The sequence below is a fragment of the Phenylobacterium sp. genome (genome assembly GCF_036502675.1).
In the GTDB taxonomy this organism is placed as follows: Bacteria; Pseudomonadota; Alphaproteobacteria; order Caulobacterales; family Caulobacteraceae; genus Phenylobacterium.
Map to the genome: position 1 here is coordinate 1 of NZ_DASXYF010000136.1, position 13,857 is coordinate 13,857.

At 71.9% G+C, this 13,857-nt stretch carries 11 protein-coding genes, 1 other RNA gene and 1 pseudogene; 2 read left to right on the forward strand and 11 right to left on the reverse strand.

Going from position 1 to position 13,857, the window contains the following annotated elements; genetic code table 11:
• The 9 genes and pseudogenes from VGL30_RS17415 to ilvN form a co-directional block, all read right to left on the reverse strand.
• Positions 1 to 183, reverse strand: a pseudogene (locus VGL30_RS17415) (flagellar assembly protein FliH); the annotation flags it as partial.
• Positions 183 to 1,211 carry a flagellar motor switch protein FliG gene (gene fliG, locus VGL30_RS17420; protein WP_331541288.1) on the reverse strand — a complete coding sequence of 343 codons (1,029 nt, stop codon included), beginning with the start codon at positions 1,209 to 1,211 and terminating at the stop codon, positions 183 to 185. The gene fliG and the pseudogene VGL30_RS17415, both read right to left, overlap by 1 nt.
• Complete coding sequence (gene fliF / locus VGL30_RS17425) at positions 1,208 to 2,845, reverse strand: flagellar basal-body MS-ring/collar protein FliF (protein WP_331541289.1); 1,638 nt, start codon at positions 2,843 to 2,845, stop codon at positions 1,208 to 1,210. The genes fliG and fliF overlap by 4 nt, the downstream gene beginning before the upstream one ends.
• A gap of 107 nt (positions 2,846 to 2,952) precedes the next feature.
• Positions 2,953 to 5,118: a serine hydrolase domain-containing protein gene (locus VGL30_RS17430; RefSeq protein ID WP_331541290.1), complete on the reverse strand. Its 2,166-nt coding sequence runs from the start codon at positions 5,116 to 5,118 to the stop codon at positions 2,953 to 2,955.
• A 107-nt stretch (positions 5,119 to 5,225) separates the two neighbouring features.
• Positions 5,226 to 6,002, reverse strand: a complete 777-nt coding sequence (locus VGL30_RS17435) for a C13 family peptidase (protein WP_331541291.1) — start codon at positions 6,000 to 6,002, stop codon at positions 5,226 to 5,228.
• On the reverse strand, positions 5,999 to 6,490 hold the full coding sequence (locus VGL30_RS17440; RefSeq protein WP_331541292.1) for an SspB family protein: 492 nt from the start codon (positions 6,488 to 6,490) through the stop codon (positions 5,999 to 6,001). The genes VGL30_RS17435 and VGL30_RS17440 overlap by 4 nt, the downstream gene beginning before the upstream one ends.
• 117 nt (positions 6,491 to 6,607) lie before the next feature.
• Positions 6,608 to 6,969: a transfer-messenger RNA gene (gene ssrA, locus VGL30_RS17445) on the reverse strand.
• A gap of 39 nt (positions 6,970 to 7,008) precedes the next feature.
• Complete coding sequence (locus VGL30_RS17450) at positions 7,009 to 7,890, reverse strand: hypothetical protein (protein WP_331541293.1); 882 nt, start codon at positions 7,888 to 7,890, stop codon at positions 7,009 to 7,011.
• A 10-nt stretch (positions 7,891 to 7,900) separates the two neighbouring features.
• Positions 7,901 to 8,449 carry an acetolactate synthase small subunit gene (ilvN, locus tag VGL30_RS17455; protein ID WP_331541294.1) on the reverse strand — a complete coding sequence of 183 codons (549 nt, stop codon included), beginning with the start codon at positions 8,447 to 8,449 and terminating at the stop codon, positions 7,901 to 7,903.
• A 130-nt stretch (positions 8,450 to 8,579) separates the two neighbouring features.
• On the opposite strand from ilvN, the gene VGL30_RS17460 reads away from it, so the two are divergent.
• Complete coding sequence (locus VGL30_RS17460) at positions 8,580 to 10,205, forward strand: FAD-dependent oxidoreductase (protein ID WP_331541295.1); 1,626 nt, start codon at positions 8,580 to 8,582, stop codon at positions 10,203 to 10,205.
• A 43-nt stretch (positions 10,206 to 10,248) separates the two neighbouring features.
• Here VGL30_RS17460 and VGL30_RS17465 read toward each other — a convergent pair whose 3' ends face one another.
• Together VGL30_RS17465 and miaA are read right to left on the reverse strand one after the other, a co-directional pair.
• The gene (locus VGL30_RS17465; protein WP_331541296.1) at positions 10,249 to 12,057 is read right to left on the reverse strand and encodes an acetolactate synthase 3 large subunit; all 1,809 of its coding nucleotides are present in this window, start codon (positions 12,055 to 12,057) and stop codon (positions 10,249 to 10,251) included.
• Between the two features lie 176 nt (positions 12,058 to 12,233).
• Positions 12,234 to 13,154: a tRNA (adenosine(37)-N6)-dimethylallyltransferase MiaA gene (gene miaA / locus VGL30_RS17470; protein ID WP_331541297.1), complete on the reverse strand. Its 921-nt coding sequence runs from the start codon at positions 13,152 to 13,154 to the stop codon at positions 12,234 to 12,236.
• Here miaA and VGL30_RS17475 point away from each other — a divergent pair.
• Positions 13,153 to 13,857: HAD-IB family phosphatase (locus VGL30_RS17475; protein ID WP_331541298.1), on the forward strand; the 705-nt coding region annotated here is incomplete at its 3' end. The two genes, miaA and VGL30_RS17475, sit on opposite strands and share 2 nt — an antisense overlap.

Sequence of the window (13,857 nt, forward strand, 5' to 3'; positions counted from 1 at the left end):
CATCTGCTGGGCGGTGATGCTGGTCAGCGCCACCCGCTCGCCTTCCGCATAGGCCTGCTGGCGGATCTGCTCGACCTCTTCGGGGGTGAAGCTGCGCTTCGGCCGCGGCGCGGCGTAGGCGACCTCGCCCGTCGCGTCGAACTCGGTGTCGAAGCCGAATTTCTGATGGGGTGCGCCGGACATCAGTACACGAACTCGTCTTCGGCGTTGGACGTCGCCAGCATGATTTCGCCCTTGGCGGCGAGGTCCTTGGCGACCTGCACCATGGCCATCTGCGCCTGGTCGACGTCACGCAGCCGCACCGGCCCCATGGTTTCCATGTCCTCGCGCATGATCTTGGCGGCGCGCTCGCTCATGTTGGAGAAGAACATTTCCCGAAGCGTGTCCGAGGCGCCCTTCAGCGCCAGGCCGAGCTGTTCCTTGTCCACGGCGCGCAGCAGGGTCTGGACGCCGCCGGGGTCCAGCTTGGAGAGGTCCTCGAAGACGAACATCAGGGCGCGGATGCGCTCGGCGCTTTCGCGGTTGCGCTCCTCCAGGGCGGCGATGAAGCGGGCCTCGGTCTGGCGGTCGAAGGCGTTGAAGATCTCCGCCATCATCTCGTGGCTGTCGCGCTTGGAGGTGCGCGCCAGGTTGGACATGAACTCGTTGCGCAGTGTCTGCTCGATCTTGTCGAGGATCTCGCGCTGCACCGGCTCCATGCGCAGCATGCGGGTGACGCATTCCAGGGCGAAGTCCTCGGGCAGGCAGCCCAGCACCCGCGCTGCGTGCTCCGACTTGATCTTGGAGAGCACGACGGCGACGGTCTGCGGGTATTCGTTCTTCAGGTAGTTGGCGAGCACGGCCTCGTTCACGTTGCCAAGCTTGTCCCACATGGTGCGGCCGGCCGGGCCGCGGATCTCCTCCATCAGGTTCTCGACCTTCTCGGAGGGCATGATCGCGGCGAGCAGCTTCTGGGTCTGCTCGAAGGAGCCCATGATGGCGCCGGCCCCGGACATGCCGGAGACGAACTCCATCAGCAGGTCCTCCACCACCGAGGCGGAGACGGTGCCCAGGCTGGCCATGGCCTGGGAGACTTCCTTGATCTCCTCCTCGTCGAGCGCGCGCCAGATGGTGGCGTGCTCCTCGCCCAGCGACAGCAGGATGACGGCCGCCTTTTCCGGGCCGCTCAGCCGTGCGGCGTCGACGACGCTCTTGCCCTTCGGCTTGCTCATGCGGTGTCATGCAGCCAGGAGCGGAGGATCGAGACCGACTCCTCCGGGTGCTTCTCGACGAACTCCGACACGCGCTTGACCGAGCTGGCCTTCACCTGGCCCTCGATGCGGGCGATGTCGATCCTCTGGTCGATCTCGGACGACTGGGCGGCGATCTGCAGGGGCTGGCCGGTGGCGGGGTCCACGGCGATCTGCATCGGCTGGCCGTCGGGGCCCGTGGCCATGCGCTGGCCGCCGGAGGGCGCCATCATCGGCAGGCCGCCGCCCGCGCCGCCGCCCTTCAGCAGCGGACGGACCACGAACAGCATGATCAGGACGGCGACCACCAGCATGATCAGCAGCTCGACGCCGCGCATGATGTCGTTCTTGTCGAAGCCCATCAGCGGGTTGGCGGCGCTGACGCCCTCCTGGTCGTCCAGGGTGGGGAACTTGACGTTGACCACCGTCACCTGGTCGCCGCGGTCGGTGTTGTAGCCCACCGCCGTGCGGACCAGGTCCTCGATGCGCTTCATCTCCTCGGCGCTGCGCGGCGCGTAGGCGCCGGGCTTGCCGCCCTTGCCGACGGCGGTGACGCCGTCGACGGCCACCGCCACGGACAGCCGCTTCACCTGCCCGGGCCCCTGCACCTCGGTGCGGGTGGTCTTGGTGATCTCGTAGTTGGTGGTGGTCTCGGTCTTGCCGGTGGTGGAGCCGGACTGGCCGTCGGCGGCGGGCGGCGCGCCGCCCGGGATGTTGCTGGACGCCGTGACCTGGCCCGAGTCGGAAGGCTGGGTCTCCTTGGCGTTCTCCTCGGTGGTCGATTCCGAGCGCACCACCTGGCCGTCGGGGTCGTAGGATTCCTTCTGTACGGTGACCTGGGAGAGGTCGAGGTCGGCGGTGACGTTGACCCGGGCCTTCCCGGGGCCGACGACGCCCTCGACCAGGTTGCGCACCGTCTTGGCGATGCGGGTCTCCACCTCGCTCTTGCGGCCGTCGGCGGCTTCGTTCCCGTCCTGCGGGCCGGAGAGGGTCTTGGCGTGCTGGTCGACGACGGTGACGCGCTCGGGCTTGAGGCTGGGCACCGCGCCGGCCACCAGGTTCTGGATCGCCTTGACCTGGTCGGAGCCTGGCTCGCGGCCGCCGACGCTGAGGGTCACCGAGGCCGACGGCGGGTCGGTCTCCTCCTCGAAGAGCTGGCGCTTGGGCAGCACCAGGTGGACGCGCACGCCGGTAACGCCGTCGAGGCCGCGGATGGTGCGGGCCAGCTCGCCCTCCAGGGCGCGCTGGCGGTTGAGCTGCTGGACGAAGTCGGTCTGGCCCAGCGCATTGGCCTGGTCGAAGATCTCGTAGCCCACCGAGCCGGAGGTCGGCAGGCCCTTGCCGGACAGAAGCAGGCGGGTGGAGGCTACCTGGTCGCGGGGGACCAGGATGGTGGCGCCGTCGCCCTTCACCTCGTACTTGATCCCCGCCTGGTCGAGGGCCCCGGTGATGGAGCCGGCTTCCTTCAGGTCGAGGTTGGAATAGAGCAGCCCCTTGGGCTGGCCGAGCTGCAGGGTCAGCGCGAACAGGGCGGCGGCGACGCCCGCGCCGATGCCGAGGATCGCCGCCAGCCGTCCGATTCCGAATCGCTGCAGCGTTGCGACGAACCCGTTCAAATCCTGCGACCTTCCCCAGGCGAGCATTGGAGCGGCCGGCAGTCCGCGCCCCCGCTAGGCAGGATTTACCCAGTGCAAGGTAAACGGCGCGTTTAAGTCTCTTAAGATCAGCCGCTCCAGGGGGTGAGCGCCCCCCAGCCGTACAGCGCCATCGAGAAGGCGGCGTAGACCAGCACGGTGAAGCTGAAGCCCAGCTTGCGCAGGGGCGACCAGGAGTCCACCCGCCGGCCGCCGCGCCAGACGGCGGGCAGGGCGACCAGGGCGGCCAGCGTCAGGGCCGCGGCCACCAGGGCGCAGGCCGAGGCGAGGATCAGGGAGGGGCCCGGCCAGCCGTACATCAGCGCCGCGGCGTCGCCGCTCTTCGAGGTCCAGAGCAGGAAGAGCGCGATGGCGGTGAGCCAGAGCGCGGCCTGGGTGTTCTGGATCTGGCTGAGGCGGCCCTGGATACTGGTCTCGCGGAACTCCCGGCGGTTGCGCAGCAGCACCCCGCCCAGGGTGGCGGCGGCGGCGAGCGCGGTCAGCGCGGCCAGGATCGCGAGGGCGCGGGGCTGGCGCCAGCCGTCGGTGCGCTCGAAGGTTCCGAAGTTGTCGGAGGCCACGTAGCCGGTCGCCCGCCCGCCCCGCAGGTTGAAGTCGAGCCGCCCGACGCCGCTGGCGGCCACGAAGCGGCCCGCGGCCGGATCGCCCTCCGGAACCCAGGTCCTGACGCCCTCGCGTCCGCTGGTGGCGAGCCGCCCTCCGGAGGAGACGCGCGCCCAGGCGCCGGAGCGCAGGCGGGTGACGAAGGCCTCCAGGCCGCCATAGGCCCGCCGGGTGGAGACGTAGTAGCCCTGGTAGCGGCCGCGCTCGCGGACCAGCGCCGGGTCGCCGGGGCGCGGGAAGGCCTGCGGCGGCGCATAGAACTGCTCGAGGATGCGGCCGGGCAGGCGGGCGGCGAGGTCGCGGCCGGTCTCGGTGTTGGCGGAGACGAAGATCCCCAGGCCCAGTTCCGGGATCACCACCAGGTTGGATTTGAAGGAGAGGGTGGAGCCCGGGTGGCCGAAGCCGCGGCGGCCGCCCGGCAGCTCATAGACCATGAAGCCGTGCGCCCAGCCGTTGATCCCGGGCGGCGTGGCGCGCAGCGGCGTGCGGAAGGCCAGCGCGGTGCGCGGTGCGTAGATCGCGGCCCCGTCCAGCGCCCCGCCATTCAGCAGGGCGACCATATAGCGCGCCATGTCGCCGGCCGTGGAAGAGGCCGAGGCGGCCGGGGCGATGTGGCCGATGAACTCGTAGGGCCGCGCCTGGAAGCCGGCGGCGGTCCAGGCGTAGCCGTCGGAAATGTCCGCGACCAGGGCCGCGGGCATCGGCGCCGGCAAGCCCGCCTTGGCCGGGCGGTTCTCGCGGAAGGTGGTGTGCGCCAGGCGGAGCGGCACGAAGATCTCGTCCTCGGCCAGCCGCTCGAAGGGCTTCTGGGCGACATAGCTCACCGCCTCGCCGGCCAGGGCCGCGCCGTAGTTGGAATAGCTGGAGATCTCGCCGGGCGCATGGACGCGCCGCGGCCGCTCCTGCCGCAGGTAGTCGGCCAGGGGGCGTTCGCGCTGATAGCGGTTCTCGTAGAGGTGGCCCAGGGCGCGGTCCTCGAAGCCCGCGGAATGGTCCAGTAGGTTGGCCACCTTGACCGGGGTGCGGTAGCCCTGGTCGCGCACCTGCAACTGCTCGGGCAGGTAGAGGTTGACCGGCGCCTCCAGGCGGATGCGACCGGCCTCCACCTCCCTCATCAGGGTGATCCAGGTGAAGGTCCTGGAGATGTCGCCGATGCGGAACAGCGTCCGGTCGGGGTCCACGCGGCGGGCGGGGGCGAGGCCCGCGAAGCCGTAGCCCTTCTTCAGGGCCACCTGGCCGTTCTGGACCACGCTGACGGCGACGCCGGCGATGTGCGACTCGGCCATGGCGTCGCGCACCACCCCGTCGACGAAGGCCTCCAGCTCGGCCGGAGGCAGGGGCTCGCCGGGCGCGAGCCGCGCGCCGGAGGGCTGGATCGGCAGGACGGGGACGTAGGCGGCGAGGCCGGGGGCGGAGGGCGCGGCCGGCCTGGCCGTCGCGGGCGCGGCGCGGTGCGGGACGGCGGGACGGTTGGACGGAGCCGTCGCGGCGGCGGCCGGACGAGGCGCGGCCGGGGGCCTGGGCGCAGCGGCCGGGGCGGTCGCGACCGGCGCGTCCTGGGCGAGCGCGAGGCCTGCGGCGGCGAGCGCGCCCGCGAAGGCCAGGACGGCGGCTTTGGCGATGGAACCCATGAGCTGGTCGGCGTCCGCATGCTTTTGTGAAGCTCCGCCGGACTTGTAGGGCGCCGCGCAGAGTCGGCAAAGGGCGCCGGAACCGGCGTCCCCAGGCGCAGTCCGCCCTAGCCGGGTCCCTTGGGTCCCGCCGCGAAGCGGTAGAGCGGCAGGATCGGCCGCAGCGCCGGGCCGATCCACAGCTGCGGCTCGGAGGGCGGGCTCATGCCCTCCTTGACCTCCCGGGCCGCGACGCAGGCCTGGACGGCGCGGGCGAGGTCGGGGAAGTCGCCGGTGGCGCGGATCGACTGCAGGAAGCAGTCGTCGAAGTAGGGGTACCTGTCGGACTCGCCGCAGCCGAAGGAGGTGCGGTCCGGCCGGGCGGCGGTGAGGATCATCCGGTTGGGCTGGGCGAGCTCGGGGATGAAGACCCCGGAGAAGCAGGCGGAGATCACCACGATGGTGGGCCGCGCCGCGCAGGTGCGGTCGAGGATGGCGCCGAGGATCTGCGGCGCCAGCAGCTGCCGGTCCACCACCACGCCCTGCTGGGCGCCGTGGGAACTGAAATACACCAGGCAGCCGCCGGGGTTGCGGGCGGTGAGGTCGGTCAGAGCGTCGTAGATCGCCTTCGGATCGGACTTGAAGGGGCGGACGTCCTTGTAGCGCTCGGGCCGGACGGAGAACTGGCGCAGGTTGCCGCCGGCGAAGCCTGCGGCCTCCAGCGCCCTGGAGACGTCGCGCCGGGCGTTGTCGAAGGCCTCGGAGGGGCCGCCCGAGTGGGCGTGCCAGTCGCCGGCCACCACCACGGCGGACCAGTCGGAGAAGGAGCCGGCAAGGGCGGCTGCGGGGGCGGCCCAGGCCAGGGCGAGGGCGGCGAGGAAGGCTGCGGGACCGGGCGGCTTCACTTCTTCCGGAACTGGTCGAGGGAGACGATCTTGGCCTCGCCCTCGCCGGCGGACGGGGCTGCGGGCGGCGGCGACGGCGCGGCGGCCTCCGCGGCCGAGGCGGCCGCTTCGCCCGCGGGGGCTTCGAACTGCAGCAGGAACTGCACGCTGGGGTCATAGAACCGGGTGACCGCCGAATAGGGCACCGACAGCCGCTTGGGCTGGCCGCCGAAATGCAGGGTCACGGAAAAGAAAGTCTCGCCCGGCGCCAGGTCCCAATAGCGGTGCTGCAGGACGATGGTCATCTCGTCCGGGTATTTCGACAGGAGATCGTCGGGTCCGGAGACCCCCGGGGCCTCGGTCTTGAAGGTAATGTAGAAATGATGGGCGCCCGGCAGACCTTCCGGCGCCGCGGCTTTCTTCAGCGCAGCCTTGACCACGCCGCGCAGGGCGTCCTGCGCCATGCTCTCGTAGTGCATCAGATCTTGGGCCGGCGGATCCTGGGCCATGGGCGCTCCGGTGCGGGGGACTGCGAGACCCTAAACTTTCGGCCGCGCCGTGCAAGGCGGCGTCGCGACAAAGCGAACGGTTCCCGCGGGAGGCGAACCGAGGCGGCGGAAACGGAAAGTGGAGGGGTTCTGTTGCCAGGCCCCCTCCGAGCCCCGCCTGGCGCTGCTAAGACACCAGGGCTTTAGGTCGAGAAACGACTCGTCGCATTACGCGGCGAGGCGAACCTCTTCAGCGAAGTTATCGTTCGCAGTTAGTTAAAGGCCCGAAACGGTGGGCCATGCCGGGAGAAAGCTAACACCTTTAGACGTCTGTCGATGCTGATCGGCCCCGTGCTTCCCGTCGATGACCCGGGAAGGATTGGTGGAGCCGCCGGGAATCGCACCCGGGTCCAGTCCGCTTATTACGTGCGCGTTTATCTCCATAGTCCGGCAAGCCGGACCCGTTGAATATAGGACGGATGCGCCCGGATTTGAAGGTGTTGATCCGAAAGCCTGTTCCCCATCGAGGGGGAAGGGCTTCATCCCGCAGGTTGATCCGCCAGCCCCGGCGGTTGTGGGCGCGTGCGGGGCGCGGGCTGCAGGCCCCCGCCGCCGGCCAGGAGGTCCTGATAGGCGGCCTTGGCGGCGGCGAAGCCGGCGCCGCCCGGGAACAGCACGTCGAAGCGGGGCTCCTGGCCGAGGGCCGCGGCGAAGGCGGCGCCCAGCGCGTCGGCGGCCTGGCCGATGGCGGCCTCGTCGCAGGCGCGGCGGAGCGAGCGCGACCGTCCGGGCAGCAGCAGGGTCAGGTCGTAGGCCACGCCGTCGACGCAGATCGCCTCGGTGGAGACCGAGGGGTCGATGACCCGCACGTCGCGGGGCGCGTCCCACATGGGCGCGACGCGCAACGCCAGGAAGGACGCGGCCGCGCCTGCCGGCAGCCCGGCGTCGAAGCCCACCCGCCGGGCGACGCCCGGCTCGCAGCAGGCGTAGCCGGCCCGGGCCTGGACGAAGGCGCGGCCGTCGCTGCGGACGGTGACGCGGATCACCGCCTGGCGGACGCTGCGGGCGGGGCGGGTCCAGACCTCCAGGACCATCTCGTCGGCCGTCAGCGGCTGGGTCTGCAGGGGCTGCAGGCCCCACAGGCGGTAGACCGTGGGCTCGATCCCGTTGTCGACCGGGACCAGGCGGTCGCGCGAGCTGAGCCGCCGGCCGCCCAGGGGATCGGCGGCTTCCGGCGGCCTGGGACGGTCGTCGTCCCACCAGGACCTTGGATCCGGCGGCGGATAGGGCCAGACGGCGGCGTCGGCGGGGGAAAGGTCGGCCGGCGCCCCCGGCGGGGCCTTGCGGCGCGGCGCGGCCTCGGCGGCGGCCGCCAGGGCCAGGATCAGCGCCAGGCCGCAGGCGTTGCGGAGCGCGGCCATCGCCTCGTCCTCACATGGCTTCGGCGCCCCGCGTGATGGAAAGCACGCCGGTGCGGGAGAGTTCCACCAGGCCCAGCGGTCGCATCAGATCGACGAACTTGTCGATCTTGGCCGAGGCGCCGGTGACCTCGAAGATGAAGCTCTCGTGGGTGGTGTCGATCACCTTGGCGCGGAAGATGTCGGCGACCCTGAGGGCCTCCACCCGCTCGACGCCGGTGCTCTTCACCTTGATCAGCGCCAGCTCGCGCTCGACGCCGTTGGGGTCGCGGGTGACGTCGCGCACGTCGCGGGCGGCGACCATCTTGGTGAGCTGGGCCTCGATCTGGGCCAGCACGTGCGGGGCGCCGCGGGTGACGATGGTGACGCGCGAGGTGTGCGAGCGGCGGTCGGTCTCGGCCACCGTCAGGCTCTCGATATTGTAGCCGCGCGCCGCGAACAGCCCCACCAGCCGGTGCAGCACGCCGGGCTCGTTGTCCACCAGCACCGCGAAGGTGGCGAGGTTCTCCGGCTCCTCCTCGTGGGTCGGTTCGTAGACGGAGCCGGGCTGGGGGTCGGGCATGGGTCTGGCCTGTCGCGAGCGATGGCCACGAGGTGTCACAAGCCGCCGCCGACTGCAACCGCGCGCGGCCGAGGCCCTTGACCGCGCCCGCGCCGCCGTGCGCCCTGGGGCTTTCGCGGGAGTGCGCCGCATGGCCCAGACGATCATCGACACCCGTGCCCCCCAGATGTTCCCGGCCCTGTCGCCGGCCGAGATCGAGCGGCTGCGCCGGTTCGGGACCGAGCGCCGCTTCGCCGCCGGCGAGAGCGTGATGCGGGCCGGAGAGATCGGCCACGGCCTGGTGGTCGTGCTGGCCGGCGAGGTGCGGGTCACCCGCCGCGACGAGCGCGGCCACGACCAGCCGATCGTCACCCACGGACCGGGAGCGTTCATGGGCGAGCTGGCGCAGCTCTCCGGGCGTCCGGCCCTGGTGGACGCCATGGCGTTGAGCGAGGTGCAGGCGCTGGTCCTGCCGCCGGAGAAGCTGCGGGCGATGATGATCGCCGAGGCCGAGGTGGGCGAGCGGATCATGCGCGCGCTGATCCTGCGGCGGGTGGGCCTGCTGGAGGGCGGCGTGGGGCCGGTGATCGTCGGCCGGGCGGCGGACGGCGACGTGCTGCGGCTGGAGAGCTTCCTGACCCGCAACGGCCACCCGTACCAGCGGCTGGACCCGGACAACCCGGAGGACGCCCGCGCCCTCGAGGACCGCCTGGGGGTGCACCCGGCGCAGCTGCCGATCGTGCTCTGCCCCGGCGGCCAGATCCTGCGCAACCCGGGCGAGGGGGAGCTGGCCCGCTGCCTGGGCCTGGTGGGGCCGCTGGACCCGACGCGGACCTATGACGTGGCGATCGTCGGCGCCGGGCCGGCGGGGCTGGCGGCGGCGGTCTATGCGGGCTCGGAAGGGCTGTCGGCCCTGGTGCTGGACTGCCGGGCGTTCGGCGGCCAGGCGGGCGCCTCGGCCAGGATCGAGAACTACCTGGGCTTTCCCACCGGGATCAGCGGCATGGCCCTGATGGGGCGGGCCTACAGTCAGGCGCAGAAGTTCGGCGTCGAGCTGGCGATACCCGACGCGGCGACGCGGCTGGAGGGGCGAGGCCCCGACGGGCGCTTCCACCTGCAGGTGGGCCGTGACGAGCAGGTGTCGGCGCGGGCCGTGGTGCTGGCCAGCGGCGCGCGATACCGCAAGCTGAACGTGACCGACCTCGAGGCCTACGAGGCGGCGTCGATCCACTACTGGGCCTCGCCGCTGGAGGCGAAGCTTTGCTCGGGCCAGGAGGTGGCGCTGGTCGGCGCCGGCAATTCCGCCGGCCAGGCGGTGGTCTATCTGGCGAGCCAGGTGGCCAAGGTCTGGCTGCTGGTGCGCGGCGGCGGGCTGGAGGCCAGCATGTCGCGCTACCTGGTGGACCGCATCCGCGGGCTGTCCAACGTGGAGCTGGTGACAGGGGCCCAGGTCACTGCGCTGGAGGGCAAGGACGGGGTGCTCTCGGCGATCCGCTGGCGCGCGGACGGCGAGGATGTCCGCCGGCCGGTCGGCCACCTGTTCCTGTTCATCGGCGCGGAGCCCAACACCGACTGGCTGGCCGGGTCCGGTGTCGATCTGGACGCCAAGGGCTTCGTGACGACCGGGGCGCGCACGCCCCTGGAGACCAGCCGGCCCGGGGTGTTCGCCATCGGCGACGTGCGCGCGGGCTCGGTGAAGCGGGTGGCCTCCGCGGTGGGCGAAGGGGCGCAGGTGGTGGCCGCGCTGCACGGGTATCTGGCGGAGGCTGAGACCTGAAGATCAGGGGACACGTACGCGAGCGTACGTGTCCCCGTTGGAGTCAGACCAGCTTGCGGCCGGCGTCGTCGATGACCGAGCCCAGGTCGGCGGCGTCCTCGCCCAGGATCATCTCGTTGTGGGCCTTGCCGGAGGGGATCATCGGGAAGCAGTTCTCTTCCTTGGTGACCCGGCAGTCGAAGATTACCGGGCGCTTCACCGAGATCATCTCGCGGATCTTGTCGTCCAGCTCGTCAGGGTGGTCGGCGCGCAGGCCGACGCCGCCGTAGGCCTCGGCCAGCTTCACGAAGTCCGGTAGGCTGGCGGAATAGGAGTGGGAGTAGCGCTCGCCGTGCAGCAGCTGCTGCCACTGGCGGACCATGCCCATCCATTCGTTGTTGAGGATGAACACCTTGATCGGCAGATCGTGCTGAATGGCCGTGGAGAACTCCTGCATGGTCATCTGCACGCTGGCGTCGCCGGCGATGTCGATGACCAGGCTGTCGGGGTGGGCGACCTGCACGCCCACCGCCGCCGGCAGGCCGTAGCCCATGGTGCCCAGGCCGCCGGAGGTCATCCAGCGGTTGGGATCCTCGAAGTGGAAGAACTGCGCCGCCCACATCTGGTGCTGGCCGACCTCGGTGGTGATGTAGACGTCGTGGCCGCGGGTCAGTTCGTAGAGGCGCTGCACCGCGTGCTGCGGCTGGATCAGGTCGGCGCGCGGGCGGTAGCGGAACCCCTGGCGGGCGCGCCAGACGCCGATCTGCTTCCACCAGTCGGCCAGGGCCGCCTTGTCGCAGCTGAGCTTGCGCTGGGTCCAGACGGCGATCAGGTCGTCCAGCACCGCGCCCGCGTCGCCGACGATGCCGATGTCGGCGCGCACGTTCTTGCCGATCGACGAGGCGTCGATGTCGATGTGGATCTTGCGCGAGTGCGGGGAGAAGGCGTCCAGCCGGCCGGTCACCCGGTCGTCGAAGCGCGAGCCGACCGCGATCATCACGTCGCAGTCGTGCATGGCGTTGTTGCTCTCGAACGAGCCGTGCATCCCCACCATGCCCAGCCACCTGGGGTCCGAGGCCGGGAAGGCCCCCAGACCCATCAGGGTCGATGTGACGGGCGCGCCGGTCATTTCGGCGAAGCGGCGCAGCGCCTGGGCCGCGGCCGGGCCGGCGTTGATCACGCCGCCGCCGGTGTAGAACACCGGCCGCCGGGCGCCGGCGATCATCGCCGCGGCCTCGGCGATCTTGGCCGCGTCGCCCTTCACCCGCGGATGGTAGTTGTGGGCGAAGGCCACCTCGTCCGGCCCCCGGTAGCGGCCGTGGGCGAACTGGACGTCCTTGGGAATGTCGATGACGACCGGGCCCGGGCGGCCGGAGGTGGCGATGTGGAACGCCTCGTGGACGATGCGCGGCAGGTCCTCGACCGACTTCACCAGGTAGTTGTGCTTGGTGCAGGGCCGGGTGATGCCGATGGTGTCGCATTCCTGGAAGGCGTCGGTGCCGATCAGGTGGGTCGGCACCTGGCCGGTGATGACCACCATGGGGATGGAGTCCATCAGCGCGTCGGTGATGCCGGTGACCGCATTGGTGGCGCCGGGGCCGGAGGTGACCAGGACCACCCCGCACTTGCCGGTGGAGCGGGCGTAGCCCTCCGCGGCGTGGGTCGCGCCCTGCTCGTGGCGGACCAGGACGTGGCGCAGGCGCGGCTCGGCGAACAGGGCGTCGTAGATCGGCAGCACCGCCCCGCCCGGATAGCCGAACAGCACATCGACGCCGTTGTCGAGCAGCGCGCGGATCAGCATCTCGGCGCCGGTCAGGGTTGCGGGCGCCTCCTGGCGCTTGGCGTCGGCTTCGATGGTCAGGTGGGCGGTCATGGGATCAGCCTGGAAGGGGGCAATAAAAAAGGCCCGCGGGGGGCCTGGCGCAAGCGACCGTGCGAAGGCTGACGCGGGTCAGCCCCTGGACGGTCGCCTTACGAGTACGAGCTGGACGCGCAACGGCAGTCTCCAAAATCGGATGGTTGAGGATGTGACACGCGTGGGGCCTGGCGTCAACCGGCGGCCTGCGCCAGAAATTGCCGCCACTGGCCTTCAGGGTCGGCGGCGTCGAGGCGCGGCCAGCCGGGAATCTGGTTGCGCAGCCAGGTGAGCTGGCGCTTGGCGTAGCGGCGGGTCTGCTGCCGGGCCGCGGCGGTGGCCGCCGGCAGGTCGGCCTCGCCGCGCAGGAAATCGCCGAGCTCGCGCAACCCCACCGCCTTCATGGCGGGCAGGGCGGGGTCGAGGCCGCGGGCGAGGAGGGCGGCGGCCTCCTCCAGCGCGCCAGCCGCCACCATGGCCTCGAACCGCGCGTCGCAGCGGGCGTAGAGCGCCGCGCGCGGCGGCTCCAGCGCGATGGCGCGCCAGGCGCCGGGCGCAAGCGTCGGCGTCGTGCGGGCCTGCCAGTCGGAGAGCGCCGTCCTGGTGGCGGCGAACACTTCCCAGGCGCGGGAGAGGCGCTGGCGGTCGCCGGGGGCGATGCGCCGGGCGGCGGCCGGGTCGGCGGCGGCGAGGCGGTCGCGGAAGGCGGCCTCGCCCAGGGCCTCGAAGTCGGCGGCGGCCTGGCGGCGGACGTCGGCGGGGACCGCGGGGATTTCCGCCAGGCCGTGGGTCAGGACGTGGAAATAGAGGCCGGCGCCGCCGACCACGATGGCGTCGCGGCCGCGGGCGGCGATGTCGGCCAGGACATCGGTGGCGGCCCGCAGCCAGCGGCCGGTGGACCAGCCGTCCGCGGCGTCGGCGACTCCGAACAGGTGGTGCGGTGCGCGGGCCTCCTCGGCTGGGTCGGGACGGGCCGAGAGCACCCGCAGGTCGGCGTAGAGCTGCAGGGCGTCGGCATTGACGATCTCGCCGCCGTCCCGCTCGGCCAGGCGCAGGGCCAGGGCGGACTTGCCGCTTGCGGTGGGACCGGCGATCAGCCAGATGCGGGGCGGCATGCAGATCGCTCTTACCCTCGTCAGTCCAGACGCTTCCCAGCCGCGCGCCGCGGTCGCGGGCCTTTCCGAAGCGCTCGCAGGCGCGCAGGCGCGCGTCAAGGAGCCCCGGCCGCTGGGGCCGGGCGCGATCGACCTGCTGGTCGAGGCGCCGGCCCTGGAGCCGGTGCGCCGGATCGCCCGCGGGGCGCTGGCGGACCTGCCGATCGACGTCTGCGTGCAGCCCTGGGAGGGGCGGCGCAAGCGGCTGCTGGTCGCCGACATGGACTCCACCATCATCGGCTGCGAGTGCCTGGACGAACTGGCCGACTTCGCCGGCATGAAGGCGCAGGTCTCGGCGATCACCGAGCGGGCCATGCGCGGCGAGATCGCCTTCGAGGGCGCGCTGCGCGAGCGGGTGGCGATGCTGAAGGGCCTGCCGGTGCAGGCCCTGGAACAGGCCTATGCGGAGCGGGTGCGGCTGAACCCCGGGGCGCGGACGCTGGTCAGGACCATGGCGGCGAACGGCGCGCGTTGCGTGCTGGTTTCGGGCGGCTTCAACTTCTTCACCGAGCGGGTTGCGGCGGTCGCCGGATTCCACGCGAACCGGGCCAACACCCTGGGGGAGGCTGCGGGCGCGCTGACCGGCCTCGTCGGCGAACCGATCCTGGGCCGGGAGGCCAAGCTCGCGGCGCTGACCGAGGAGGCCGCGGGGCTGGGCGTCCCG